The sequence below is a fragment of the Nocardia sp. NPDC004123 genome, assembly GCF_053603795.1.
In genome coordinates, this window is record NZ_JBSGGG010000030.1 from 1 (window position 1) to 25,908 (window position 25,908).

Sequence of the window (25,908 nt, forward strand, 5' to 3'; positions counted from 1 at the left end):
GACCCGACGGGACGGCAGACTTGGCGGTGTAGAGGCGGGCAATCAGGTATCTGTTGACGTAGCCGTAGCCCCAGTGGAGTTGACACCCGCGCTGCCACGCCGCTACGAAAGTCGTTGTCCCCGTTCAGAGCTTCATCTCCACCTCTACCACGACAGTTGTATTTTGGTGTGCTGCAGCAGAGTCGCCTTTGCAGGAGGACCTGCTTCAGGTGCGCCGTTCGCGCCGAATATGACCGCGAGTTGGGGTGTGGTGCCGGATTGCAGGCGGCTTGGCCAGGCTTCGATGTTCCTGTAGTCGATCGTGGACGTGTCGACCGGGTAGTCCGAGTTCAACACCGCCGCACGGGTTTTAGGCGCAGTGAGTGCGTGCTCGGTCGCGCCTGCATCTCGAATCGACGCGTTGCGGTGCATGGCCGGGGATCACTCTCATTCGAATTCGAAGGGCTGCAGGGGATCAGAAGCCGCGTGCGATCCACTCCGACAGGTGGGGTGTCTCCACGCCGATGGTCGTGCCGTCACCGTGGCCGGTGTAGACCCGGGTGTGCTCGGGCAGGGTGAACAGGCGCTCGCGGATGGATCCGATGATGGTCGGAAAATCGGAGTACGAGCGCCCTGTGGCTCCCGGCCCTCCGGCGAACAAGGTGTCACCTGAGAACAGGGCGTCGGCCTCGGGTATGTAGAGACAAACCGATCCCGGGGAATGTCCGGGAGCGTGAATCGTGTGAATCTCCGTTCCCGCCAGGGCGATTCGCTGCCCGTCGGCCAGTGACCAGTAGGCCTGACCCGGATGCGTGAGCTGCCACAGCGGGTCATCGCCTGGATGCACCAATACGGGGGCGAACAGGTCTTCGGCAATTTCGGGCGCGAAGGTGATGTGGTCGTTGTGCGCGTGGGTGCATACCACCGCGACGACGGTGCGATCACCGATCGCTTCGATGACCGGCTTGGCATCGTGGGCGGCGTCGATCACCACAACCTGGTCGTCGTCGCCGACCACCCAGACGTTGTTGTCGACATCCCAGCTACCGCCGTCGAGCTCGAACACACCGGAAGTGACGACACGGTCGATGCGCAGTTGCCCGCTCACAGCACCACTACCGACCGCAGGACCTGGCCCTCGTGCATGGTATGGAATGCCTGCTCGACTGCGTCGAGGCCGATGCGCTCGGTGACGAACCGGTCCAGTGGCAGCCGGCCCTGCTGGTACAGGTCGACCAACATCGGGAAGTCCCGCTCGGGCAGGCAGTCGCCGTACCAGGAGGACTTGAGCGATCCACCGCGGGAGAAGAAGTCGAGCAGTGGCATGTCCAGGCGCATGTCGGGCGTGGGTACGCCGACCAGGACCACGGTCCCGGCGAGGTCGCGGGCGTAGAACGCCTGTTTCCAGGTTTCGGGACGACCCACGGCGTCGATGACGACGTCGGCACCGAACCCGCCGGTGAGGTCCTGGATGGAGGCAACGGGATCCAGGTCAGTGGCGTTCACCGTGTGGGTGGCTCCGAGTTCGCTTGCCCAGGTGAGCTTCCGGTCGTCGCGATCGACCGCGATGATTGTCGATGCGCCCGCCAGCCGGGCACCGACGATGGCAGCGTCGCCCACACCACCGCAACCGATGACGGCCACCGAGTCGCCGCGCCCGACGCCACCGGTGTTCACCGCGGCGCCGAGGCCGGCCATGACGCCACAGCCGAGCAGTCCGACGACCGCGGGATCAGCGGCGGGGTCGACCTTTGTGCACTGACCCGCGTGGACGAGGGTCTTGTCGGCGAACGCGCCGATTCCCAGTGCGGGCGTGAGTTCGGTGCCGTCGGTCAAGGTCATCTTCTGGGTGGCGTTGAACGTGTCGAAGCAGTACTGCGGTCGGCCTCGCTTACAGGCGCGGCACTGGCCGCAGACAGCGCGCCAATTGAGTACGACGAAATCTCCGACGGCGACCGAATCCACGCCTGCGCCAATGCTTTCGATGATGCCGGCTGCCTCGTGTCCGAGCAGGAACGGGAATTCGTCGTTGATCCCGCCCTCCCGATAGGTCAGGTCGGTGTGACAGACGCCGCACGCGGAGATGCTGACGACGACCTCCCCCGGGCCTGGGTCCGGAATGATGATGTCGGTCAACTCGACGGGCGATCCCGCCTTGCGGGCGATGACTCCACGGACCTGCTGTGGCATGAGTGGCTGTTCCTCCGATGAATGATCGCGTCATGCGTTCGCGCGCATGCTCAGGCAGCGACGCTAATGCCGGGTGGGTGAACTGCGGACCTGGTCGAAGGGACAGCGCTACCTGTCCTTTTTGACGGGTCCTGCGGCACCCGCGTGTGGTACACCAGTCGTGCCGTTTTTAGACTCGCTGAAATGAGCGATCGGGCCAATGATCATCCCGGGGACCAGAGGTCCGCATTGGCGGGGTTGCGCGCCGTGATCGATGGTCCGCTGCCCGATATCGCGCGCCGTCTCTCGTTCTTCCTGTCCGACCGGTGGCCCCATCGTGCGCTGGTGATCTTCACCCGCGAGTGCACCGGCCGTCCACACAAGGTCGCCGGTGCTGCCGAGATCATTGATCGGATCACCATCGCCGAACTCGAGGAGCTCAAATCGGCTGTCGAGCCCGGTGATTCATACTCCGGACCGGTTGCGCTGGCCGGCGGTAGCCTGCCCGTGTGGGCAGTTCGAGACACGACGAACACCTTGCTGGTGCTGGTTCCCCGAACATTCAGCGAGCTGCTCGCACGCTCGGAACTGTCCGCGGTGTTCGGCATCGTAGCCACCTCGATCCGACAACAGGTGGTCCAAGCCAGCCCGGAATATCTGGCCGAATCGAGAGCGGCGTCGAACGCGCGGGCCCGCGCCAACGCGGAACTGGCCGCCTCGCACGAGGCGGCGCTGGCTGCCATTCTGGTGGCCCTGCGCTCTCCCGGCCTCGACGACCGACAAGCACGGATAGTGGCCACCCAGTCCGCCTCGGATGCCCTGATCGCTCTACGATCACGGCAGGCCACGGATCGGGATCTGGCAGAGGAACCCCCGCTCACCGCCTTCGAGCAGATGCACCGCGAGATGGCCCCGATACTGAGTCATCGCCAGGTGGATGCGGAATTCGTCGCGCCGCGCGTCAGTGGGCAGCCGATCCCGGGCGAAGTCGCGTCCGGCGCGCGGGCGATGACGCAGGTCGCGGTTGTGGCGCTGGCGACCCAATCTGATCTCGATCGCCTGCGGATCGCGTGGACGTGCGAAAGCGGTGGCCTGGTTGTGGATATCCGGGATCGCGGTGCCGGACAGTTGGATCCGGTGGAACTGCGGCGCAGCCTGGAAGGCCGCGGCCGAACGCTCGGAGCCGACCTCGAGATCGAGTCGGTACCGGGGTGGGGGACCCGCGTACAGATCCACCTACCGCTCACACCACCAGCAGTCCTGGGCGAGCAGCCCGAGCTGGCGCGCCTGAACCGCCGCGAGCGTGAGGTCCTCGCATTACTCGCGGCGGGCAAACGCAACAAAGCGATCGGTGCCGAGTTGGGAGTGGCCGAGAGCACCGTCAAGTTTCACGTCGCCGCGGTGCTCAGGAAGCTGGAGGTCTCCTCGCGCGGCGAGGCAGCAGCGATCGGTATGCGCGCCGGTCTGGGCGCGCCCCTCGGCTCGACTGCTGGCTGACAGCGTTCGCAGTCGCAGTCGCCCTCCGTGGTCTCGTTCGCCGATATCGCCTGAACACCAATGGTTTTCACGGAATCTGCGCCACAGCCGAATTGTCAAAGGCCAGCCACATCCGAACTGTTCGGTACGGTGAGTTGGCTGCCGGGGGTCAGCGGTGACCGCACTGCGGTGAAGTTTGAATATTTCGATAGCCAAACTTTGGCCAAATGGTAAGCACAGGTCGAGGTGAACTGCAAGATGGAGCGACTGGGCGACGGTAGTTTTCGAATCGGATCAGTTATCGGCCGACATCCTGGCTGTTCGGTCGGCGTGGTCTGACAGGTTCCGACCAGGGCCCGCGCCCGGATTCAGGGTGAGTCCGGCGGTCAGGGCCGCGAGACCTTCGACCAGATTCACCCGCGGTTCCCCCACAGCGAGGCGTCGCAGTCCGAAACCGTCTATGAGCGCTCCCAGTAGTGGAGCGAATCGTTCGGGTTCAGCGATACCGAGTGTTCGCAACACTGCGGCGGCTAGTTCGTCATAGGCCTGGTAGCAGCGTGAGGCGACGGCACGCAGCTCGGGGCTGCGTGTGGCGTGCAGATACAACTCGAGCTGGGCGACTTGCGCGGCGCGGGTGGTGGAGGCCTCGATCGCCGCGCGGGTCCTGCGCAAGACCTCGTCGACCTCGGTTTCCGAGGTGCTGTCCAATCGCGAGGTGAGTGCGGTCAGCCGCTCTATCTCGTCGTTCACGAAGAGCTCCAGGGCCTGCCCGAGCAGGTCATCCTGAGATGCGAAGTGGTAGGTCAGCGTGCCCAGCGATACACCGGCGGTCCGTGCGATGGCCCGATTGCTGAGTCCGCCGATGCCGTGCTCGCCGATGAGATCGAGAGTGACGTCGAGGATGCGTCGTCGAACATCGGTGCTCATGCAGTCTCCGTAGTAGTCGATCGTCGGGCAGTCCAGGCTGAACGCTACAGCGATGCTGGCCCGGGGGATCCGCTGGCGGCAGAGCTCTCGCCGAGATACGAGTCGGTACCGGTTAATCGCGTGGAAATATTCCATTTCTCGTTCGTTCGAACGAACGGTATGTGATTATCTTTCTTGCACGCCTCGAGCCACTGTGCCGGGGCAGGGAGTAGGACCGGCGACGCATCAGCGGTTCGCGCGGCGGCCAAGCTCCGACTGTCGAGAATTCACGGAGGTCTACATGTCTGCCACTGACGACGGAACCCGGGCCGGACCGGACCCGGCGCGCGCGCTCACCACCAGCCGGGTGGTTTTCCTGGTCATTGCCGCCGCCGCGCCGATGGCCGCGCTGGTCGGCACCATGCCGCTGGCCCTGATTCGCAGCAACAACATCATCCTGCCCACGACTTATCTACTGGCCGGAGTCGCGTTGTTGTGTTTCTGCGCCGCCTATTCGGCGATGACCCGGCGAGTCGCCAACGATGGAGCCTTCTACCTGCTGGTGGCCCGTGCACTGGGCAAGCCATGGGGTGCCGCGTCCGCCTATGTTGCGACGCTGGGATACTGCGCCTTGGCTATCGGGCTGCCGGCGTCCTTCGGCTACTTCACTTCGCTCGTCCTGAACAGCTCCGGGGTGAATGTTCCGTGGTGGGTGTGTACCGCAGTTGCTGTCGCGCTCGTAGCGTTCCTCGGGTACCGCAACGTAGATCTGTCCGCGAAGATTCTCGGTGTCCTGATGGTGCTGGAATTCGCGGTCCTGATCGTGCTGGACCTGCTGGTTGTCGGCAGGCACGGCGCCGCAGCGTTCCCGTTGCAGGCGTTCAGCCCGCACGCGGTGGTGGCTGGTTCGCTGGGTGTGGGTGCGATGTTCGCGTTCACCAGCTTCGTCGGTTTCGAGTCCGCCGCGCTGTACGGTGAGGAGACCCGCAACCCCGAACGCAGCATCCCGCGAGCGGCTTTCACTGCCGTGTCGATCATCGCGGTGTTCTACATCGTCACTTCGCTGATCCTGATCGGCGGCGCCGGTGGTGACGCCGCGCCGGCGATGGCCCGCACCGAGGTCGGCAACTTTGTGTTCGCGCTGGCCCAGCAGTATGGCGGCACTGTGCTGTACGACGCGACGGCGGTGCTGCTGTGCACCAGCGTCCTGGCGTCGTATCTGGCATTGCACAACGCGGGATCCCGATACGTCTTCGCCCTGGGCCGGGACAGCTTCCTGCCGCGGGCGCTGGGGAACTACCACCCGCGCCACCTGTCGCCGCACGCCGCGAGTGTCGCGGTGTCGGCGCTGACGGTCGTGGTCCTGGCAGTGCTGGGTCTGGCCGGTGCGGACCCCTATTTGGCGATCGCCGCTAGCCTGATCGGTCTCGGTACCTTGGGAATCGTTGCGGTGCAATCGATTACCGCGCTGGCGGTGCTGGTGTTCTTCTGGCGCCGGACCGATCGGCACTGGTTCTCCGGTCTGGTCGCGCCGGTTCTCGGCTTCGTCGGTCTCACCACCGGGGTGACTCTGTCCACCGTCAACTATGCCGCGTTGACCGGAACGAGTAATCTCGCAGTCGATCTCGTGCCCGTGCTGCTGATCATGGTGGCGGCGGCGGGCATCGCGGTCGCGGTGCGGATGCGCCGGACCAGCCCTGCGGTCTATGCGGCCTTCGCCGCGAGCAAACTCCGCAAGCGGACCGACGCGGTGCTCACGCGTCCCGCCGTCGAGTACACGCGCAAGTACGTGATCGTCGGCGGCGGCCCGAGTTCGATGATCATGGCGCGAGCCTTGATGAAGGAGGGCGTGCCGTTCGATTGGTTCGAGCGGCACAGCGACTTCGGCGGGATCTGGGACATGGACAACCCGGGGACTCCGATGTACGAATCGGCGCACTTCATCAGTTCCAAGTACACCAGCGGCTTCTACGGAAAGCCGATGCCCGACCGCTTTCCCGACTATCCGGTGTGGTGGCAGGTCCGCGACTACATCCGGGACTTCGCCCGTGACTGGGGCCTCTACGAGAAGATCACTTTCAATACGAATGTCGAACAGGCACAACCACTTCCCGGTGACCGGTGGCGGGTCCGGCTGTCCGACGGCACGGTCCGGGAGTACGACGGGCTGATCGCCGCGCCGGGTGTGACCTGGCACCCGAATTCGCCCAGCTTCAGCGGAATGGACGCATTCGGTGGCGAGATCCGGCACTCGGTTACCTTCCGATCCGGCCAGGAGCTGCTCGGCAAGCGCGTACTGATCGTCGGCGCCGGCAACTCCGGGGTCGATATCGCCAGCGACGCTGCCCGCCATGCCGAGCGGGCCTTCTTCTCCGTCCGCCGCGGCTACCGGTACTTCCCCAAGCACATTGCGGGTCTGCCCACCGACGCGGTGGTCAACGGAATCCTCGAACCCCCACGAGGATTGGCGATTTCCGCGGACGTCAACAAGCTGATCGACGTGCTGGTGGGCGACCTCACCCGGTTCGGGCTGCCCGCGCCGGATCACGACGCGCTGTCCAGCCACCCGATCATGAACTCCCAGGTTCTGCACCATCTCGCGCACGGCGACCTGATCGCGAAACCGGATATCGATCACTTCACCGCGGACGGTGTCGTGTTCACCGACGGGACATCGGAGGATCTCGATGTAGTGCTGCTGTGTACGGGATACGAGTACCGGCTCCCGTTCCTCGACCCGGATCTGTTCACCTGGAAGGTCGGTCATCCGCAGCTGTACCTGAACGTGTTCAACCGGGAACACGACAGTCTCTATGTCCTGGGCTTCATCGAATTCGCCGACGCGGCCTACAAGCGGTTCGACGAGATGGCGCAGCTGATCGTGATGGACATCCGGGCCCGCGAAACCGGCGAACACCGTGCGGAACTGCTCGAGTGCAAGGCGAGTGATCATCCCGATCTGCGGGGCGGCATCGCCTACATCGACAGTCCCCGGCACGCCAATTATGTCGAATCGCAGGCGTACCAGAGCTATCTGGCCAAGCTGCGCGACCGCTTCGGATGGCCCGATCCGGATCACTCGTACTACGACGGCCTCCGCCTCGCGGCGGGCCGCGAGCAGTCCACCGCCACCACACCACAAGCTGAAGGAGTGCACTGATGCGATGCCTCGTCACCGGCGCCACCGGATTCGTCGGCAGCAATCTCGTCCGGACCCTGCTCACCGCGGGACACGACGTATTGGCCACCGGCGCACCGGGATCCACCACCCGCTACCTCGATGATCTGCCGGTCGACGTGAGGCTGGCGAACCTGCTCGATCCCGCCGAACTGCCGGACCTGGTGAAGGACTGCGACTGGGTATTCCACGTCGCCGGCGATACCTCCACCTGGCGCAAGTTCGCGGGCCGACGCCAGGCGGTCAACGTCGTCGCGGCCGACCGCCTTGCTGCGGCGTCCCTGCAGGCGGGCGTCGGCCGATTCGTGCACACCAGCACCCTCGATGTGCACGGCTACAACCGGGACGGATCGGCGCTCCCGGAGCAGCAGGGGGAGCGCAGTCTATGCGGGATCGGTTACGACTACGCCGACACCAAGGCCGCCGGTGAAGCGGCTGTGCTCGGCTACGTGGACAAAGGACTCGACGTCGTCGTGGTCTACCCTGGATTCATGATCGGCCCGTACGACCACACTCTGCAGATCGGCCGCATCATCCGCGAAATGCAGAGCGGGCAGACGACCTTCGCTCCACCGGGCACTTCGTCGTTCTGTGACGTGCGGGCGGTCGCTGACGGCATGCTGGCCGCGGCGGAGCAGGGCCGCAACGGGCAGGGATACAACCTCACCGGATTCAACCGCCCTTACGCCGACGTGTTCACCCGTATGGGCGAGATCGTCGGTGCCCGCAAACGACCGATCCGGCTGTCGGCCGGTGTACTACGCACTTATGCAGCCTTGGCTGATTTCGGTTCTGTCTTCACCGGGAAGACCCCCGAGATGGATCCTGGGATGGCGAAATACCTGTCGGTTCCGCAGGCATCGGACTGGAGCAAAGCAGAACGCGAACTCGGCTACCGCCCCGGCAACATCGACCAGGCGATTCGCGACGCCGCCGCTTGGTACGACACCTACATGCCGATCGGCCGGCCCAGCTGACGGCACCGGTCCCTATGCGGGCCAGCGTAAGCCGTGGACGTCTGCGGCCGGCGTCACAGGTGGCGGTCGATGTCCATGCGCTGGTGCAGGGTCGAGGCTGTACCTGCGCAGGAATTTGCCCACCAGCGTGACGCGCGGATCGTCGCGCATCCTGAACCACAACGGTGAGGTGTCCTCGCGCAGGAGCGTGACGGGGTACTTATCCGCGTCGCGGTACATGGTGCGGAACTTAAACACCCGGAACGGCTCACCGGCTAGGCCAATTCCGGGTGGTCGTCGTGGTCGCTTGGGCCGGGTCCGTCGTCGTAGGTGAATCGGCGGCGATGGGATCGGCTGTGGCAGGTCTGGCGTCCGGCGTCACGGTGTCGATCGGGACAGGCACGTCACTCGGAGTGACCGGGCTCGCTCAGCACCGGGGCGTTGGCAACCACGCCGGAATGGTTGAAACTATGGTTGCCGCAGGGAAACTCGGCGTTGACGTTGTTCTGCTCAACGCGGCCAACGCGGTCGTTGCTGTGCCCCGTGACGGCGAGCTGGCCCGCAATGAGAACGCTGCTCTCCTACACGGCGTTTACCTGAACGCAGCAGGTATTCCCGGTGACGCGATCGGCCTGGCCGCCCACCCGCTCGAGATCATCAATACCCTGCTCGGCGGCCTGACCAGGATTTCGAAGCTCCCGGTGCGGACGATCTCGAGGAAACCGGGCCCCGATGCCGCCACGTCCGCGAACACGGCGGTACTCCCCGTCGACAGTTCGCCGGTGAGTTCGGCGGCGAGCTGGTTGGGTGGCTCACCGATCCGCTTGGCCAGCGGTAGCGCGACGTTGGATTGCAAATCGGCCCGATCCGATCGGCGCACCACCGGGTCCGCTCCCGAGCATTGCGGGCGGACTCGCACGATCGCCTCCGACACAGGGGTAGCGACTTGTGCGAGCGGCGGCACGACAGTGGCAGCACTCACCTCGAGTTCCCTTCATCGACAGGAAGATCGAACAGGGATTGAAGGGTCCAGTATCTCAGTGCCCGCCAGCCGTTTTCGGTTCAGCCAGGCGCCACGGCGGGAGCCGGTGGAAGCGCTGCCCGTCGTCGACACACACCGCTCCGTCGACCGCGAGCGCGGTCATCCCGGCGTGCAGCGCCGAGCACAGGTGTGCGGTCGGCGTGTACCCCAGGAAGTCCTTGCCGTGTTCGCCGCCGGGCCCGCGGGCAGGGCTTGCACGGCCTGGTCAAGGGTCGTATCGGTCGCGAGTGACCGCATCCCCAAAACCTGCCACGCCAGCGCCTTCTCAGCACGGTCGCGGTCGCCGCGATACAGGTCGGCATCGCCGCTTAAGAAGACGTGTTCACTGGTCAGCGCATTGAGCAGCCGCACCGCGAAGCGTTGCGAGTTGAGCCAAGTCGGTTCGGCGCGGACCGGCTCAGGTGTGATCTGATCGCCCGAGCGGTCGAAACAGCCCAGGTTGACCGCGTCTTCGATGTCGGGACGGTCGGCAACCAATTTCGGGCTCGACCTCGATACCGAGGTGGATTACGAATCCAAGCTCGCCGCGAAGATGAGGTCGTCCTCGTTCTCCCGGCCCTCGTCGTCGACGACGACAACCGCCTTACCGGTGGCGATGTCGGCGACTGCGCGCTCTACGGTGTCGAACCTGGTCACGTCTGTTGTGCTCCATCTCGAAAAGCTGTGCACCTGAAACCATCTCACCGAGAAGATGAGGGATCGACATATGTGACTCGATATCAGTAATCGACCAGGAGAACTGCGTCGGACGTTGTGCAACGCAACCACCGGCGTCCCGGATCGACCAAGACCCGCCGCGGCCACCGGTCCGCGCAACCTGACCCGACCACCGGTCCGAGCGATCTCGAAAACGTGATCTATCTCATATGCGGTGAATCGGGTCTGAGCTTGATCGTTCAGCGCCGAACGTGCGTGCTACCAATAGCATTCGTCAGTTGGAGGTCAAATGCGTTCTGCTGCAGTAGACCCACTTCATCAACTGATTTCCGATCGGTCGATTTGCAGGTTGGCGGACCCTTCTGCGCGGCATTGGCCGCCTCGAGGTCGTCCAGCAAAGTGTCCTCACTGCACGGGCTGCAGCTTCGCAGATTGTTGAATTGCGGTCCCGGACCGGTGGATCCAGGTAATCTCGGCGACCCGCTCTCCCAACCGGAACGCCGTGCGCAGGTCCGAGCCAGGAGGTGCGAGTTCTGGGCCTTCATCGGCGTTGGCTTGGGCCATCGCTCCGAGCCAGCTGCCGATCCGATTGAGGTCGTCCTCGGTTCCGTTGCTGGTGGACCATCCGGCGGGTAGATCGAGTCCGACCCAGATCATGCCGTGTTGGGCCGCGAACACCGTCAGATCGACCAGAGTGTTGAACTTGTCACCGCTTTTGCCACCGCTGGTGGTGAAGCCGGCCGCGATCTTGTCCCGCCAGCGCAGGTTGTCGGCCAAGACTTTGCTCGTGCGCTCGGTGAATGCCTTGAACACCGCTGACGGGCTGCCCATGTAGGTGGGAGCGCCGAAAATGATCGCGTCCGCGGCTTCCAACGTCAGCCACAGCGCCTGATCCTCGGGATCATCGACATTCACCAGGTCCACCACAGTGCCCTGCACCGAGCCGGCGCCGGATGCCACCGCTTCCGCTTGTCGGGCAGTGTGGCCGTAGCCGCTGTGGAAGGCCACTGCGATACGCACCGATTCAATTCGGAGGTCCTGTGGTTGCGTCGATTCGGTCATGTAATCATCCTTGGGGTGTTCGAGGACTGACGGCCCGACTGGGTCGGCAGTTGCCCTTATGACGGACCGGGACGCAGAAAGGTGACCGATGGACGAGCGAGACGTGTTGGCCAAGCGTTTCGAGGTTCATCGTGGTCATCTGATGGGTGTCGCTTTCCGACTGCTCGGATCATTGAACGATGCCGAGGACGCTGTACAGGAAACGTGGATTCGGCTTGATCGCGCGGGGGCTGACGGTGTGGAGGAGCTCGCCGCCTGGCTGACCACAGTGGTCGGGCGAATCTGTCTGGACATGCTGCGGGCACGCACAACACGCCGTGAAGTCTCCGGTGACCACGACTTGGCGGCCACCGCCGCCGATGAGAGCTCGGCGGATCCCGCGCACGAGGCGATCCTGGTCGAGTCCGTCGGCCGTGCCCTGCTTGTGGTCCTGGATCGACTTGCCCCTGCAGAACGGGTCGCATTCGTCCTGCACGACATGTTCTCTGTGCCGTTCGACGAGGTCGCCGTTATCGTCAATCGGACACCTGTGGCAGCCAAGAAACTCGCTAGCCGGGCACGGCTTCGAGTCAGCGGCAGCGACACGCGGTCGATCGGAGACATCGATCCAGCACTGCACCGCCGGGTGGTCGAGTCCTTCCTCGCCGCTGCCCGTGGTCGCAACATTGCAGGCCTGCTCGAGGTGTTGGATCCCGACGTCATCCGCCGCGCGGACGCGGCCGCACTGCCGCCCGGCACACAGCTCGAGATCCACGGTGCGACAACCGTTGTCGAGGAAACACTGCTCCTGACCCGCAATGCGATGGCCGCCGACATCATCCTCATCGACGGGAGAGTCGGCCTGGCCGTCGCTCCGCAAGGCCGCCTGCTGCTGGTGCTGACATTCAGCATCAAGAATGGCCTGATCACCGAGTACTCAGTCGTCGCCGACGCAGAACGTCTGCGCCATCTCGACCTGGCGATACCAAGTTCACCTATCTGAGCAACTAGCTGGACATAATCACCCTGGCCGTAGATGACCCGGTCGTCAGGTGGTCTATCCAGGTGCATGATCGGCACTTTGCATGTGGACCAGCCGCCCTGAGCGACCAAGGTGCGCACCGGAACCGATGCTCGGCGGTGCGGCACTGCCGATCAAGCTGGGAATACGCAGGAAACCCAACAACTCTGGACAAAGTGAGAACCTACAGGAGGAGGACGAGGGTCAGGTGACGATGCGGACTGCGTAGGGCATGATGCCGTCTTCGCGGACGGCGGCTACGCGGACGACGTCGCCGCTTTGCGGGGCCTCGATCATCTTGTTGTTGCCGAGGTAGAGGGCGACGTGTTCGCTGCCGCCGGGGCCCCAGAAGAGCATGTCGCCGCGGGCGCGTTCGGCGACGGGAACCCTTGTGCCCATGGTGTATTGGTAGCCGGAGTAGTGGGGTAGGGAGACGCCGATGCCGGCGAAGGCGTAGATCATCAGGCCGGAGCAGTCGAAGCCGGTCTTGTTGTAGTCGCCGTAGCTGTCGGCGGTGCCGCCGTCGCGGATGCCGAGGGTGGGGCCGTTCTCGTCGCCGCCGCCCCAGGCGTAGACGACGCCCAGCTGGGACATGGCACGGTCGACCACGGTCTCGATGAGCTGGGAGTTGGAGCCCGGTGGCCGGTTGGGCTGGATGGAGCGCTTCGGTGGCGGTGAGGTGTCCTGCACGACGTGCGGGCGGTGGCCCTGGCCAACCTGGCTGGCGCGATCGGTGGCGGCGCGGTCGGCGGCCACGCGGGCGGCGGCGGCCACCGCGGCGGCGCGGGCCGCGGCCTCCTCGGCCTTGCGCTGCTGGTCCCAGGCGACGAAGGTGTCGCGCTGGCTCTGCAGGCCCGCCACATTGGCGCGGGCCGCGTCCAGCCGCTGCTGGGCCGAATCACGCTGACCGACAATGTCGTTGCGGCGCAGGTTCTGCTGGTCGAGTTCGGCCTGAGCGGCAGTGACCGCGTTCTGGGCGTCGGTCTTCTTGGCGTCGGCGGCGGCCGCGGCGGCGTCGGCGGCCTGCTGGGCCTGTTTGGCGGCGGAGGTCTTGTTGGCCTGGTCGATCTGGGCGTGGCGCAGGCCGTCGACCACCTGCTGCTGGTTCTTGGAGGCGATGGTCAGCACCTGCGCGCGGTTGAGCGCGATCTCGGGGCTGGGCGCGGCCAGATAGCTGACCAGTGAGGTGGAGCCGGGGCGCATGTAGACCTGGGCGACGTACTTGTCGAAATTCCCGTGCGCGGTATCGACTTTCGCGCCGGCATCGGTCAGATCCTGCTGGCACTGGGTGACGGCGCGGCCGGCGGTGTCGGCGGCGTCGCGGGCCATCTGCAGATCCACCAGGGCCTTGTTGACGGCCTCACGGCGACCGGCGACCGCGTCGTCGAGTTGCTGCAGCTGCTGTTCGGCGGCGGCCACCTGATTGATGAGGGCGCCGACCTCGCCGACACCGGCGTCGACCTGGGCGCCTGCGGCATTGAGGTCGCTGTCGCTGGGGTTGGGGGGCGGCGGTGGTACCGCGTGCCCGCCGGCCATGGGCATTGCCAGCACGATGAGCGCTACGAGCAACTCCGTAGCGACCCGCGCCGGGCGTCGTAGTCGCTTCGCCGGTCGTCGCATCGCACCTCCCTGGAGTCCCATCCGGCACAAAATCCCCAACCGTGCCATCGCGAAACCGTACGGCACGTTCAGGATCCCGCCGCTCAGGCACGCCACAATCACATGCATGTAATTCGCTGGTAGCCAAGAAGTTGCAGGTAAATCCCACAATCACCACGCGTCACAACACGCGACACTCGGTGCGTTTTCGGCGTGTCGCGGACGAACCGGACTCTGCACACCCCGATCCGGGCATGAAAAAGGGGCCGGGACGAACCCGAACCCCGAACGGAGACACCGCCTCCCAGCGTGAACGCGCTACCCGACCGGCGTCGGCGCACCCGACGCACGCTGCCCGCGCCGCACCTTCACCGCGTACAACCCGCCGATCGTCGCAATCAGCACACCGAGGATGACCAGCGTGATCACCGTCCACGACACGGTCTCCGGCTGCTCGAGCCGATCCACGAAAACCCGCGCGGCGTCGGTGGTGTGCTCGGGGCCGCGGTACTTGGCCTTGTCCTCGGCCCACTCCAGGTGCCCGCGGCTGAACTGGTCGCTGTAGGTGCCCACCCAGTCGTCACTGAAGACCACCACGGTGCCGTGCTCGATCTTGCCGACCTCGTTGGCCAGATCGCGCAGGTTCGCCTCGATCCCCGGATTGCCCTGCACCACAATGATGTCGAGCTGAACGCCGTGCTCACGCGCGTCGGCGGCGATGGCGGCGAGGGCCTCCTGATCGCGTCCGGTGGGGGCGGCGACATGATCATCGGCGAGATCGGCGATGATGGCATTCAGGTCGGTGTTCGGCGGTAGTTCCGCCTTCGAGGGCGTGAAAACCGAGGAGTGCGGAGCGGTCACGAAACGCAGGGTACGGGACGGCGTGTCATATCACCTCACCGCGCCGTGCGAATCACCTCACCGATCGCGCGAAATCGTGTCTCGCGCTGGGCGGAATCCCGGGCCCGACGGCCCGATAACCCGCCCCCCGATGTGCTCACAGGACAAGCGTACTGTTAATGTCGGAAAACGGACGAGGCCCGCGCCTCGACGAGCCATCGGCACAGCCCCGCCGGTGGCCCTCCCATTCACAGACGAGTGGAGCTGAACGTGACGAGTATCGATACCTTCGGCGCCAAGGGCACCCTCGAGGTCGGAAGCAACTCTTACGAGATCTTCCGCCTCTCGGCCGTGCCCGGCACCGAGAAGCTGCCCTACGCCCTGAAGGTCCTCGCGGAGAACCTGCTTCGCACCGAGGACGGCGCGAACATCACCGCCGACCAGATCCGCGCCCTCGCGACCTGGGACCCGAACGCCGAGCCGGACACCGAGATCCAGTTCACGCCCGCCCGCGTGATCATGCAGGACTTCACCGGCGTGCCCTGCATCGTCGACCTCGCCACCATGCGTGAGGCCGTCACCACCCTCGGCGGCGACCCGAACAAGGTCAACCCGCTGTCTCCCGCCGACATGGTCATCGACCACTCGGTCATCCTCGACGTGTTCGGCACCGCCGACGCCCTCGAGCGCAACGTCGACCTGGAGTACGAGCGCAACGGCGAGCGTTACCAGTTCCTGCGCTGGGGCCAGGGCGCGTTCGACGACTTCAAGGTCGTCCCGCCGGGCGTCGGCATCGTGCACCAGGTCAACATCGAGTACCTGGCCCCCACCGTCATGGTCCGCAACGGCCAGGCCTACCCCGACACCTGTGTCGGCACCGACTCGCACACCACCATGGTCAACGGCCTGGGCGTGCTGGGCTGGGGCGTCGGCGGCATCGAGGCCGAGGCCGCCATGCTGGGCCAGCCGGTCTCCATGCTGATCCCGCGGGTCGTCGGCTTCAAGCTGACCGGTGAGATCAAGCCGGGCGTGACCGCCACCGACGTCGTGCTCACCGTCACCGACATGCTGCGCAAGCACGGTGTGGTCGGCAAGTTCGTCGAGTTCTACGGCAAGGGCGTCGCCGAGGTGCCGCTGGCCAACCGCGCCACCCTGGGCAACATGTCCCCCGAATTCGGCTCCACCGCCGCGATCTTCCCGATCGACGAGGAGACCATCAACTACCTGCGCCTGACCGGCCGCAGCGACGAGCAGCTCGCGCTCGTCGAGGCGTACGCCAAGGAGCAGGGCCTGTGGCACGACGCCGACAACGAGCCGGCCTACTCGGAGTACCTGGAGCTGGACCTGAGCACCGTGGTGCCGTCCATCGCCGGCCCGAAGCGCCCGCAGGACCGGATCCTGCTGTCGGACAGCAAGACCCAGTTCCGTCAGGACATCCGCACCTACACCAACGACCCCGTCCCGCACACCGCCCTGGACGAGGCGCTGGAAGAGTCCTTCCCGGCCAGCGACCCGGTCGCCTCCGGCACCGCCTCCGACGGTTCGGCCGTGCCGACCGCCGCCAACGGCAGCGCCGGTCGCCCGTCGAAGCCGATCAAGGTCTCCGACCCGGAGCGCGGTGAATTCGTCCTGGATCACGGCGCCGTCGTGGTCGCGGGCATCACCTCCTGCACCAACACCTCCAACCCGTCGGTCATGATCGGCGCGGCCCTGCTGGCCCGTAACGCCGTCGAGAAGGGCCTCGCGTCCAAGCCGTGGGTCAAGACCAACATGGCCCCGGGCTCGCAGGTCGTCGCCGACTACTACGAGAAGGCCGGTCTCTGGCCGTACCTGGAGAAGCTGGGCTTCTACGTGGGTGGCTTCGGCTGCACCACCTGCATCGGCAACACCGGTCCGCTGCCGGAGCAGATCTCGGCCGCGATCAACGACAACGACCTGTCGGTCACCGCGGTGCTCTCGGGCAACCGCAACTTCGAAGGCCGTATCTCCCCCGACGTCAAGATGAACTATCTGGCCTCGCCGCCGCTGGTCATCGCGTACGCGCTCGCGGGCACCATGGACTTCGACTTCGAGACCGACGCCCTGGGCAAGGACCAGAACGGCAACGACGTCTTCCTGAAGGACATCTGGCCGTCCGCGCAGGAGATCGACGACACCATCAAGTCGGCGATCAGCCGGGACATGTTCACCAAGTCCTACGCCACCGTGTTCGACGGTGACCAGCGCTGGCAGGGCCTCAACACCCCCGAGGGCGACACCTTCGCGTGGGACGACAAGTCCACCTACGTCCGCAAGGCCCCCTACTTCGACGGCATGTCGATGGAGCCGGCCCCGGTCGAGGACATCAAGGGCGCGCGCGTGCTGGCGCTGCTGGGCGACTCGGTCACCACCGACCACATCTCCCCCGCCGGTCCGATCAAGCCGGGCACCCCGGCCGCGCAGTACCTGGACGCCAATGGTGTTGCGCGCAAGGACTACAACTCGCTGGGCTCGCGTCGTGGTAACCACGAGGTGATGATCCGCGGCACCTTCGCCAACATCCGGTTGCGCAACCAGCTGCTGGACGACGTCTCGGGCGGCTACACCCGCGACTTCACCCAGGACGGCGGCCCGCAGGCCTTCATCTACGACGCCTCGCAGAACTACCAGGCCGCGGGCATCCCGCTGGTCGTGCTGGGCGGCAAGGAGTACGGCTCGGGTTCCTCGCGTGACTGGGCTGCCAAGGGCACCCGTCTGCTGGGCGTCAAGGCCGTCATCACCGAGTCGTTCGAGCGCATCCACCGCTCGAACCTGATCGGCATGGGCGTTGTGCCGCTGCAGTTCCCGGCCGGCGAGTCCGCCGCGTCGCTGGGCCTGGACGGCACCGAGGTCTTCGACATCGAGGGCATCACCAAGCTGAACGAGGGTGTGACTCCGAAGACCATGAAGGTGACCGCCACCAAGGAGAACGGCGAGAAGGTCGTCTTCGACGCGGTCGTCCGCATCGACACCCCCGGTGAGGCGGACTACTACCGCAACGGCGGCATCCTGCAGTACGTGCTGCGCAACATGATTCGCGGCTAGTCACCGCGATACCGCCTCGGTTTCGAAGGGCTGTTTCGAAGCCGAGACGTGGTGGCAGGCGGTGGATCTCGCGATTGTCGCAGGTCCGCCGCCCGCCACGCGGCCCGCTCCCGGGCCGCTTCGCTCGTCGCTCGTGCGGGTTCCCCGATTTGGTCGCAAGATCGATAAGGAGAACCCGCACAACACGTTTCGGAGGAGCCAGTGCCCAAGGTCAGTGACGACCACCTCGCCGCCCGGCGCAGCCAGATTCTCGACGGAGCCCGCCGCTGCTTCGCCGAGTACGGCTACGAGGGCGCCACCGTGCGTCGACTGGAGGAAGCGACCGGTCTGTCGCGGGGCGCGATCTTCCACCACTTCCGCGACAAGGACGCCCTGTTCCTGGCCCTCGCCCAGGAGGACGCGGGCCGCATGGCCGAGGTCGCGGCCACCCAGGGCCTGATCCAGGTCATGCGCGATATGCTGGCCCGCCCGGAGGATTTCGACTGGCTCGGCACCCGCCTGGAGATCGCCCGCCGCCTGCGCAACGACCCCGAATTCCGGGCCAACTGGGAAGAACGCTCCGAAGAGCTCACCGCCGCCACCGTCGCCCGCCTCGAACGCCGCAAGGCCGCCGGCGCCCTGCGCGACGACGTCCCCACCGAAGTCCTCCTCGGCTACCTCGACCTGGTCCTCGACGGCCTCATTGCCCGCATCGCCTCCGGCCACGCCAACGACAACCTCGAAGCCGTCCTCGACCTGGTGGAAGCCTCCGTCCGCCGCAAGCAGTGACGAACCCGTAGATCGCCGGGCGCAGAGATCATCCCTCGGTGAGTTGCGCCGCGACCCGGCGGGGCGGATTGGGCAGGCCCAGTGCCTCATTCAGGCGATAAGCGCCACCGCGGCCGTGGAAGACGGCCATCACGAACGTTCCGGCACCTATACCGAGGACGGCGGGCCAGGGGTGCGCGGGCAGCTCCGTCGCATAGATCAGCAGGCCGGTGATGATGAGTCCGAGCCAGCCGGCGAGGGCGTTCCGCAGGGGCGAGTTGCCCAGGACGTTCGGGAACTCTTCACCGACAAGACCTTTGATGAAGTGCGGGAGGGCATTCGCACCCATGACTCCGGCGAGAACGGACAGCAGCACCGTGTACCACATGGGGCACCTCTTCAGTTTCAGTCAACAGCGGTAGACCGAAACTACGCCTGGGGGTTGAATCGAGTCAACATCCGTAGACTGAACAAATGGATCCCGCCACCACTCGCGCGCAGCAACGTCGGAATACCGAGGCCCGGATCCTGACGGCCGCGGGGCGGCTGTTCGCCGAATCAGGCTACGACCGCACCACGATTCGCGCCGTGGCAGCCGAGGCCGACACCGATCCCGCGCTGGTGATGCGGTACTTCGGGTCGAAGGAGAATTTGTTCGCACAGGTCGCCGTGGTGGGGAACGTGGAGGCGATCACGGGAACGCCCGAGCAGGCCGCGGAACTACTGCTGAAAGCACTCGCAGCCAAGCTCACCGAGGAACCGGTGAACGCGCTGGCGGCGATTCGGTCCATGCTCACCCACCCGGACGCCACCGGCGAGGTGCGCGCGGCCATGGCCGCGCAACAGCGCCAGGCCGCCGGGCACCTCGCCGAGGGCGAGGCCGAGTTGCGCGCCGGGCTGCTCGGCACGCTCACCCTCGGCGTGGTGATCGGGCGCCACCTGCTGCACCTGGACGGACTCAGTGACGCGCCGCCGGAACGGATCACCGCACTGCTGCGCGCCGCGTTCCACGACATCGCCCACGGCCGCGCCCAGCCCGATCCCCTCGCCTGACCAGTCGCTCGCGGCACGCGTCCGGAACCCGGCCCGGTCAGATCACGCCATGCAGTGGTGGAGGTTGAGTTCGGCTGCGGTACTGCGGGTTCCGCCGACCTCGAACACCGCCGCGGAGACCTCGTCGGCGGCGCGGTCGGCGCGCACCTTCACGCCGGGCGTGTCCGCCGGCCGCACCGTGCGCCCGGGTCAGCCCTCGCGTTCGAGCTCGGTCAGCAGGCGCCGGGTGAGGCGATCGAGGGAGGCGCGCTCCTGGTCGGAAAGCACGGAGAGGATCCGGGTCTCGTTCTCGAAATGCTCGGTGACGACGATGTCGATGAGGTGCAGGCCGCGATCGGTGAGCGCGACCTTGATCGCGCGCCGGTCACCCGGGTCGGCGATCCGCCGGACCAGTCCCGCCTTCTCGAGCCGATCCAAGCGGCCGGTCATGCCGGCTCGCGACATCATGAGGGTGTCCGCGAGGCCGGAGGGGTTGAGCTCGTAGGGCTCGCCCGAACGTCGCAGTGTCGCAAGCACATCGAACTCGCCGCGCTGCAATCCGTGTGCCGTGAACACGGATTCGATCCGCTCGGTCGCCACCACGGTGAGCCGACCCAGCCGCCCGATGATGGCCATGGCCGCGCCGTCCAGGTCCGGTCGCTCCCGCCGCCACTGCTCCTGGATCACGTCCACGGCGTCGGTCTTCTTCTCACCCATGGACAACACTCTATTCGATGCCATATAGTTCGGTAGCGAATTATCTCCCACCGAATCACATGGAGTTCGACATGACCACCGCTTCCCGCCCCGCCGCCATCCGCCAGCCGCAGGACGCCGAGATCATCGGCGGCGAGCCCGTCTCGGTACGGCTGCTCATCGACTCCAATGAGGCGGGCGGGTCGGTGAGCACCGTCGAGGTCACCATGACCCGCGGCGCCGACGGCGCGGCGCCGCACTACCACACCCTGTCCGACGAGCTGTTCTACGTGGCCGACGGCGAACTCCAGGTCATGGCCGGGGACAAGATCGTCACCGTCGGCGCGGGCGGCGCCATCGTCGTCCCCAAGTTCATGCCGCACGCCTTCGGCGCGGCCCCCGACAGCCCGGCCCGCATCCTCATCGCCCTCATGCCCGGCGTCGAACGCCACGGCTACTTCCGCTTCCTCGAGCGGCTCGCCCATGGCGAGACCACCCCGGCCGATATCCAGGCCGCCCAGCAGGAATACGACAACTACTTCATCGACGCACCGCAGTGGTGGGCCGAGCGCAACGGCAACCGCGCCTGACCCCGCGCACCACCCGCGCGGATCCGCGAAAACAGCACTGCCGCAGGCGAATCCGGCGAACCGAATCGGTGATCACGCGATTCCCACGACGGGCCGTGCGGCACACCGGCTACACCGGCCGGTTCCCGTTGCACCGCCACGATCCCGAGCGCGCAATCCAGGGCACGATGACCGATCCGCGGGTCACGCACCGGCACCGAGAGCGGCACGGCAACCCGCCGCTATACGCGAGAACGCCGTCCTGACTCCCCAGTAGCCCGGCGGTCGCCGGCGGAGGTGTGCCACAGACCACCGAAAACGCGGAATGATCATTGCCGCGAGCCGGGTTGGTACGTTCATGGCATTCTCTGTCCCCATCACCGTCCGCGGGTACGAGCTCGATATCAATGGGCACCTGAATCAGGCCGTCTATCTGCAGTACGCCGAGCACGCGCGCTGGGAGCTACTACGGGCGGGCGGGCTGCCGGGCGAGAAGATGGTGGCCGCGGGAATCGGGCCGGTGGTGCTGGAACAGACCGTCAAATACCTGCGCGAACTGCATCTGGGTGACGAGGTCGCGGTGAGCTGCGAATTCGAATGGACCGGCGGCAAGATCTTCCGGATGCGCCAGCAGATTGTGAAACTCGACGGCACGGTGTCGGCGCAGATCGATGTCGTCTCCGGCATTCTCGATCTCGCCGCCCGCAAACTGGTTGCGGATCCCGGTGCGGCCCTGCGGGCGGTGGCCGACTCGCCGGACATCCTCGGCCTCTGATCGCACGCCGACCACACCGGCCGGTCCGGGTTTTTCTGCGAAAATCTTTCGGCGGGAGCGGTTTCCGAAAACCGGTCAGAGTTTGCCGGAGTAGCTGAAATCTTTCGTTGCGGACCGAATTCGGTGCCCAGCGGGATATGATTCAGATCACGCTCGGCCCCGCAGCAAATCCCGAGCAGATCGGAGTTCAGCATGACCGGCGCCCTGCACCGAACGGGATCGGCGATCCTTGCCAGCACCTCGCCATCGCTACCGGGCTATCTTGTCGCAGCGACCGAGCGAAGTATCAGCGTGCGTGTCGGCGACGGCACCACCTGGACCTTCCATCGGACCGATGTCCTCGACATCACCCGGTGGGATGCTGCGACGGCGCAGGGCAGCTGTGACGGCCGCCCGGTGCTGGTGCGCGTACGGTCCGGCGCCACTGCCGATTTCACGCGGCGCCGTCGTGTCGAGGTCACCGATCGTCCCCTCACCCTGTCGCCGGACCACAGTCCCGCACGGGGCGACGACGAACTGCGCGCGCTCACCGAAATCTGGGCCCGCGGACTGGATCTCACCACTCGTCCCGGTGCCGGCGGGGCCACCATGACCTGCTGCCAGACCCGGTCGCACCTCGGCAGCGACGACGGCATCGCCTGCGACAGCCTGGACTGACGGAAGCGCGCATGGCCGCCCGCACCATGGGATCGGTGCTCATCGTCACCGAGGCCGAGGACCTCCACGGCGACGCCCTCGCCGCCACCCTGCGCAAACACCACGGGCACAACCCGATTCGCCTCGATATGCGCGACTTCCCACGCGAGAACGGCACTTTCCGACTCGGCGGGGACGGCTCCTACCGCAGCCTGTCGCACATCTTCGGGCTCGACGACGTCACCTCCGTGTGGTGGCGTCGGCCTCACCCCTGCGCTGTACCGGCCGGTCTGTCCGAGGAGGACGACACCTACCGCCGCGCCGAATGCGACGGCTTCCTCCAGGGACTGCTGTGGTCGATCCCGGCCCTGTGGGTCAACGACCCCGGGGCCGACCGCACCGCGAGCCGCAAGGTCGTGCAGCTGGAGACGGCCCACCGCGCCGGCTTCGCCGTCCCGGAGACCCTCGTCACCAATGATCCCGACGAGGCGCGCGCCTTCATCGAATCCCGGCCCGGGTCAGTGGTTTACAAGCGCACCGGCACCGGGCGCGGCGCGTTCACCGAGACCCGGCTGTTCGCCCCGGCCGATTTCGACCGGCTGGCCACGATCCGCAACTCCCCCACCATCTTTCAGAACTACATCCAGGCCGAGAGCGATCTGCGCATCGTCTGGGTGGACGGCATCGAGTGGGTGGTGCGTATCGACTCGCAATCCGGTGTGGGACGGGTGGATTCGCGCCTGGACACGTCGGTGGCCTTCACCGCCGATCGCCTGCCCGCCTCGGTGAGCAAATCGCTGACCACGCTGATGGGCGCGCTGGGACTGGCTTTCGGCGTGCTCGACCTGCGGGTGGGTCTCGACGGCGAGTTCTACTTCCTGGAGGTGAACCCCCAGGGGCAGTTCGCCTATCTCGAAATCAAGACCGGTCTGCCGATCTTCCAGAGCCTCGCAAACCTACTGGTTCTCGGCGACGGGACCGTGATGCCCTAGCGGCCGCACGCCATCGCGAATCGCCGAACATCGCACCGTATCGTCCGAATTCGCGGCTGGTCGTCCTGAATCGCAAGTCGTCGACCGGCTTTCGCCGGTCGAGAACCCGCAATCCACTCCCGGAAAAGGGAAAGACGCTACTTGCCGGCCTTGGCGGCCTTACGGCGGTTCGCACCGCCCCGGCTGCGGAGTTGCACATGCGACTCCACGAGCACGTTGTGGATGAAGCCGTACGACCGCCCGGTCTCCCGGGCCAGGGACCGGATGCTGGCTCCGGCCTCGTACTGCTTCTTCAACTGGGATTGCAGGCGATCGCGGGATTTCCCGGTGACGCGCGTGCCTTTACCCAATACGGCTTTACCCTGTGCGGGCCTGTCACTCATGGCTTCCTCCGAGTCGCCGTGGGCGCCTCATTCCAGGTTAGAGACTCGGATGCCTATGATCAACGAAACGCTGTGATGTGAGTCACCGACTTTTGGCGACCACGCGTTTTTCCGTGTGGGAGGCGCATTCTCACGCCAGCTGGATCAGTTCCAGGTAGTCCTGCGACCAGTGATCCTCGGTGCCGTCGGGGAGCATGATGACCCGCTCGGGGTTGAGCGCCTCGGCCGCACCCGGGTCGTGGGTCACCAGGACGACCGCGCCCGCGTAACTGCGCAGCGCGTCGAGCACCTGTTCACGCGAGACGGGGTCCAGGTTGTTCGTAGGTTCGTCCAGCAGAAGGACATTCGCGGCCGAGGAGACCAGACCGGCCAGTGCCAGACGGGTCTTCTCACCACCGGACAGGGTGCCGGCGGGCTGCTCCAGCTGCGGGCCGGAGAACATGAACGCGCCGAGCAGACCGCGCAGATCCTGTTCGCCCGCATCGGGTGCGGCGTGGCGGATGTTCTCCCAGACCGTGGCCTGATCGTCCAGAGTGTCGTGCTCCTGGGCGAAATATCCGACCTTCAAGCCGCGTCCGGGCTCGATCTGCCCCGCGGTCAGGGTCTCCACCCCGGCCAGCAGCCGGAGCATGGTGGTCTTGCCCGCACCGTTGAGGCCGAGGATCACGACCCGGCTGCCCTTGTCGATGGCCAGGTTCACGCCGGTGAAGATCTCCAGCGACCCGTAGAGCTTGGTCAGGTTCGTGGCCATCAGCGGCGTCTTGCCGCAGGGGGCCGGCTCGGGGAACTTGATGCGCGCGACCTTGTCGGCCACCCGGATCTCGTCGGCCTCGGCCAGCATGCGCTCGGCGCGCTTGACCATCTGGTGTGCCGCAGCGGCTTTCGTGGCCTTCGCGCCGAGCTTGGCGGCCTGCTGCTTGAGCGCGGACGCCTTCTTCTCGGCATTCGCACGCTCGCGGACACGGCGCTGCTCGTCGGTGGCGCGGGCGTCGAGGTACTTCTTCCAGCCCATGTTGTAGATGTCGGCCTCGCCGCGCACGGCGTCGAGGAACCACACCTTGTTCACCACGTCGCCGAGCAGGTCGACATCGTGGGAGATGACGATGAGGCCGCCGTCGTGGTTCTGCAGGAAGCTGCGCAGCCAGGTGATGGAGTCGGCGTCGAGGTGGTTGGTGGGCTCGTCCAGCAGCAGCGTGGTGTCGGACTTGCCGCCACTGCCGTCGGAGGCGCTGAACAGGATGCGCGCCAATTCGATTCGGCGGCGCTGACCGCCGGAGAGGGTGCGCAGCTGCTGGTTCAGCACCCGATCGGGCAGGCCCAGGCTGTGGCAGATGCGGGCGGCTTCGCTCTCGGCCACGTAGCCGCCGAGGGCGGAGAAACGCTCCTCGAGCCGGCCGTACTTGCGGATGGCCTTCTCGCGTTCGGCGTCGTCGGCGACCTCGGCCATGAGCGCCTGCTGCTTCTCCATATCGCGCAGCAGGGCGTCGAGCCCGCGCGCCGACAGCACGCGATCCTTGGCGAGCACATCGAGATTGCCCTCGCGCGGATCCTGGGGCAGATAGCCGATTTCTCCGGAACGGATGACCTTGCCCGCGTAAGGTTCACCCTCACCGGCGAGAATGCGCAGGGTGGTGGTCTTCCCGGCACCATTGCGCCCCACCAGCCCGATCCGATCCCCGGCCTGCACCCGCAGCGCCGACCCCGGCGCTGTCAGCAGGGTGCGGACTCCGGCCCGGACCTCCAGGTCGGTCGCGGTGATCACAAGCGTCTCCTCGGGTACAGCGGGTGCTGGTAGTTAACTGAACGAGTGTGGGCCATCGCGGCACACAAGAACCACCGATTTTACCGGGGCCACCTCCCTGGGACCGAATCGAGCACATCCCTCGCTACCGCAGACCGGGAACCGGGTAACGGCGGTCACACTCCCGGAGCCGGTCGGCGCGCGGCGGACAACCCCGGCTAGGGCCGCTGGTAAGGCGCATCGCCGGTGGTCGGCGGGGTGCGTGAACAACGCCGTGGCGAATAGGGAACGACATGCATTCCAATCGACGATGAACTGGGATGATGGCGGGCCGGAGTGCCGCGTCGGCACCTATACTCACCCCGGCAAATGTTGGATTCGACACGGGCTTGGTAGCGCAGCTATCGACT

At 66.1% G+C, this 25,908-nt stretch carries 25 protein-coding genes and 1 pseudogene; 11 read left to right on the plus strand and 15 right to left on the minus strand.

From position 1 onward, the window contains the following. Positions 1–144: 144 nt before the first annotated feature. The 3 genes from ACWEQQ_RS35635 to ACWEQQ_RS35645 are packed head-to-tail and all read right to left on the minus strand — an operon-like array spanning position 145 to position 2,169. Positions 145–411, minus strand: a complete 267-nt coding sequence (locus tag ACWEQQ_RS35635; RefSeq protein WP_452351307.1) for a hypothetical protein — start codon at positions 409–411, stop codon at positions 145–147. A 43-nt stretch (positions 412–454) separates the two neighbouring features. Next, complete coding sequence (locus ACWEQQ_RS35640) at positions 455–1,087, minus strand: MBL fold metallo-hydrolase (RefSeq protein WP_452351308.1); 633 nt, start codon at positions 1,085–1,087, stop codon at positions 455–457. After that, positions 1,084–2,169 carry an S-(hydroxymethyl)mycothiol dehydrogenase gene (locus tag ACWEQQ_RS35645; RefSeq protein ID WP_452351309.1) on the minus strand — a complete coding sequence of 362 codons (1,086 nt, stop codon included), beginning with the start codon at positions 2,167–2,169 and terminating at the stop codon, positions 1,084–1,086. The genes ACWEQQ_RS35640 and ACWEQQ_RS35645 overlap by 4 nt, the downstream gene beginning before the upstream one ends. A 183-nt stretch (positions 2,170–2,352) precedes the next feature. Between ACWEQQ_RS35645 and ACWEQQ_RS35650 the strand changes: the two genes are divergently transcribed. Then, positions 2,353–3,645, plus strand: coding sequence for a LuxR C-terminal-related transcriptional regulator (locus tag ACWEQQ_RS35650; RefSeq protein WP_452351310.1), 1,293 nt, complete (start codon positions 2,353–2,355; stop codon positions 3,643–3,645). Between the two features lie 273 nt (positions 3,646–3,918). Here the strand turns inward: ACWEQQ_RS35650 and ACWEQQ_RS35655 are convergent, their stop codons facing one another. Continuing rightward, entirely contained in the window at positions 3,919–4,551 is a 633-nt protein-coding gene (locus ACWEQQ_RS35655) for a TetR/AcrR family transcriptional regulator (protein WP_452351311.1), read from the minus strand. A gap of 52 nt (positions 4,552–4,603) precedes the next feature. Here ACWEQQ_RS35655 and ACWEQQ_RS35660 point away from each other — a divergent pair, with 52 nt between their 5' ends. Beyond that, positions 4,604–7,690 (plus strand): amino acid permease, encoded by a 3,087-nt coding sequence (locus ACWEQQ_RS35660; RefSeq protein ID WP_452351312.1) that lies wholly within the window; start codon positions 4,604–4,606, stop codon positions 7,688–7,690. Beyond that, a complete protein-coding gene (locus ACWEQQ_RS35665) occupies positions 7,690–8,685 on the plus strand; it encodes an NAD-dependent epimerase/dehydratase family protein (RefSeq protein WP_452351313.1) in 996 nt (331 codons plus the stop codon). Before ACWEQQ_RS35660 ends, ACWEQQ_RS35665 begins: the two co-directional genes overlap by 1 nt. 12 nt (positions 8,686–8,697) lie before the next feature. On the opposite strand, the gene ACWEQQ_RS35670 is transcribed toward ACWEQQ_RS35665, so the two are convergent. The 5 genes and pseudogenes from ACWEQQ_RS35670 to ACWEQQ_RS35690 form a co-directional block, all read right to left on the minus strand. After that, entirely contained in the window at positions 8,698–9,027 is a 330-nt protein-coding gene (locus tag ACWEQQ_RS35670) for a sugar transferase (protein ID WP_452351414.1), read from the minus strand. A gap of 229 nt (positions 9,028–9,256) precedes the next feature. Beyond that, positions 9,257–9,646 (minus strand): hypothetical protein, encoded by a 390-nt coding sequence (locus ACWEQQ_RS35675; RefSeq protein ID WP_452351314.1) that lies wholly within the window; start codon positions 9,644–9,646, stop codon positions 9,257–9,259. A gap of 159 nt (positions 9,647–9,805) precedes the next feature. After that, positions 9,806–10,183 (minus strand): hypothetical protein, encoded by a 378-nt coding sequence (locus ACWEQQ_RS35680; RefSeq protein ID WP_452351315.1) that lies wholly within the window; start codon positions 10,181–10,183, stop codon positions 9,806–9,808. A 45-nt stretch (positions 10,184–10,228) separates the two neighbouring features. Next, a pseudogene (locus ACWEQQ_RS35685) lies at positions 10,229–10,342 on the minus strand (3,4-dihydroxy-2-butanone-4-phosphate synthase); the annotation flags it as partial. 426 nt (positions 10,343–10,768) lie between these two features. Beyond that, positions 10,769–11,425 (minus strand): flavodoxin family protein, encoded by a 657-nt coding sequence (locus ACWEQQ_RS35690; RefSeq protein WP_452351316.1) that lies wholly within the window; start codon positions 11,423–11,425, stop codon positions 10,769–10,771. Positions 11,426–11,513: 88 nt separating this feature from the next. Between ACWEQQ_RS35690 and ACWEQQ_RS35695 the strand changes: the two genes are divergently transcribed. After that, the gene (locus ACWEQQ_RS35695) at positions 11,514–12,407 is read left to right on the plus strand and encodes a sigma-70 family RNA polymerase sigma factor (RefSeq protein ID WP_452351317.1); all 894 of its coding nucleotides are present in this window, start codon (positions 11,514–11,516) and stop codon (positions 12,405–12,407) included. 222 nt (positions 12,408–12,629) lie between these two features. Here the strand turns inward: ACWEQQ_RS35695 and ACWEQQ_RS35700 are convergent, their stop codons facing one another. Further along, complete coding sequence (locus ACWEQQ_RS35700) at positions 12,630–14,045, minus strand: NlpC/P60 family protein (protein WP_452351318.1); 1,416 nt, start codon at positions 14,043–14,045, stop codon at positions 12,630–12,632. 297 nt (positions 14,046–14,342) lie between these two features. Continuing rightward, entirely contained in the window at positions 14,343–14,885 is a 543-nt protein-coding gene (locus ACWEQQ_RS35705) for an Rv1476 family membrane protein (RefSeq protein ID WP_452351319.1), read from the minus strand. Positions 14,886–15,134: 249 nt separating this feature from the next. On the opposite strand from ACWEQQ_RS35705, the gene acnA reads away from it, so the two are divergent. Together acnA and ACWEQQ_RS35715 are read left to right on the plus strand one after the other, a co-directional pair. Beyond that, positions 15,135–17,927 (plus strand): aconitate hydratase AcnA, encoded by a 2,793-nt coding sequence (gene acnA, locus ACWEQQ_RS35710; protein WP_452343179.1) that lies wholly within the window; start codon positions 15,135–15,137, stop codon positions 17,925–17,927. Positions 17,928–18,128: 201 nt separating this feature from the next. Then, positions 18,129–18,695 carry a TetR/AcrR family transcriptional regulator gene (locus ACWEQQ_RS35715; RefSeq protein WP_452343180.1) on the plus strand — a complete coding sequence of 189 codons (567 nt, stop codon included), beginning with the start codon at positions 18,129–18,131 and terminating at the stop codon, positions 18,693–18,695. 28 nt (positions 18,696–18,723) lie between these two features. On the opposite strand, the gene ACWEQQ_RS35720 is transcribed toward ACWEQQ_RS35715, so the two are convergent. Continuing rightward, complete coding sequence (locus ACWEQQ_RS35720) at positions 18,724–19,062, minus strand: hypothetical protein (protein ID WP_452351320.1); 339 nt, start codon at positions 19,060–19,062, stop codon at positions 18,724–18,726. 86 nt (positions 19,063–19,148) lie between these two features. On the opposite strand from ACWEQQ_RS35720, the gene ACWEQQ_RS35725 reads away from it, so the two are divergent. After that, positions 19,149–19,727 (plus strand): TetR family transcriptional regulator, encoded by a 579-nt coding sequence (locus ACWEQQ_RS35725; protein WP_452351321.1) that lies wholly within the window; start codon positions 19,149–19,151, stop codon positions 19,725–19,727. Between the two features lie 189 nt (positions 19,728–19,916). On the opposite strand, the gene ACWEQQ_RS35730 is transcribed toward ACWEQQ_RS35725, so the two are convergent. Next, a complete protein-coding gene (locus ACWEQQ_RS35730; RefSeq protein WP_452343183.1) occupies positions 19,917–20,423 on the minus strand; it encodes a MarR family winged helix-turn-helix transcriptional regulator in 507 nt (168 codons plus the stop codon). Positions 20,424–20,494: 71 nt separating this feature from the next. Between ACWEQQ_RS35730 and ACWEQQ_RS35735 the strand changes: the two genes are divergently transcribed. From ACWEQQ_RS35735 to ACWEQQ_RS35750, 4 genes are all read left to right on the plus strand, one after another. Beyond that, complete coding sequence (locus ACWEQQ_RS35735; RefSeq protein WP_452351322.1) at positions 20,495–20,992, plus strand: cupin domain-containing protein; 498 nt, start codon at positions 20,495–20,497, stop codon at positions 20,990–20,992. Between the two features lie 337 nt (positions 20,993–21,329). Then, the gene (locus tag ACWEQQ_RS35740; protein WP_452343185.1) at positions 21,330–21,746 is read left to right on the plus strand and encodes an acyl-CoA thioesterase; all 417 of its coding nucleotides are present in this window, start codon (positions 21,330–21,332) and stop codon (positions 21,744–21,746) included. Positions 21,747–22,037: 291 nt separating this feature from the next. Further along, the gene (locus ACWEQQ_RS35745; protein WP_452351323.1) at positions 22,038–22,403 is read left to right on the plus strand and encodes a hypothetical protein; all 366 of its coding nucleotides are present in this window, start codon (positions 22,038–22,040) and stop codon (positions 22,401–22,403) included. Between the two features lie 11 nt (positions 22,404–22,414). Then, positions 22,415–23,374 carry a hypothetical protein gene (locus tag ACWEQQ_RS35750; RefSeq protein WP_452351324.1) on the plus strand — a complete coding sequence of 320 codons (960 nt, stop codon included), beginning with the start codon at positions 22,415–22,417 and terminating at the stop codon, positions 23,372–23,374. A gap of 137 nt (positions 23,375–23,511) precedes the next feature. On the opposite strand, the gene ACWEQQ_RS35755 is transcribed toward ACWEQQ_RS35750, so the two are convergent. Together ACWEQQ_RS35755 and ACWEQQ_RS35760 are read right to left on the minus strand one after the other, a co-directional pair. After that, complete coding sequence (locus ACWEQQ_RS35755; protein WP_033087059.1) at positions 23,512–23,757, minus strand: helix-turn-helix domain-containing protein; 246 nt, start codon at positions 23,755–23,757, stop codon at positions 23,512–23,514. 130 nt (positions 23,758–23,887) lie between these two features. Beyond that, on the minus strand, positions 23,888–25,519 hold the full coding sequence (locus ACWEQQ_RS35760) for an ABC-F family ATP-binding cassette domain-containing protein (RefSeq protein WP_354845378.1): 1,632 nt from the start codon (positions 25,517–25,519) through the stop codon (positions 23,888–23,890). Positions 25,520–25,908: the final 389 nt, after the last annotated feature.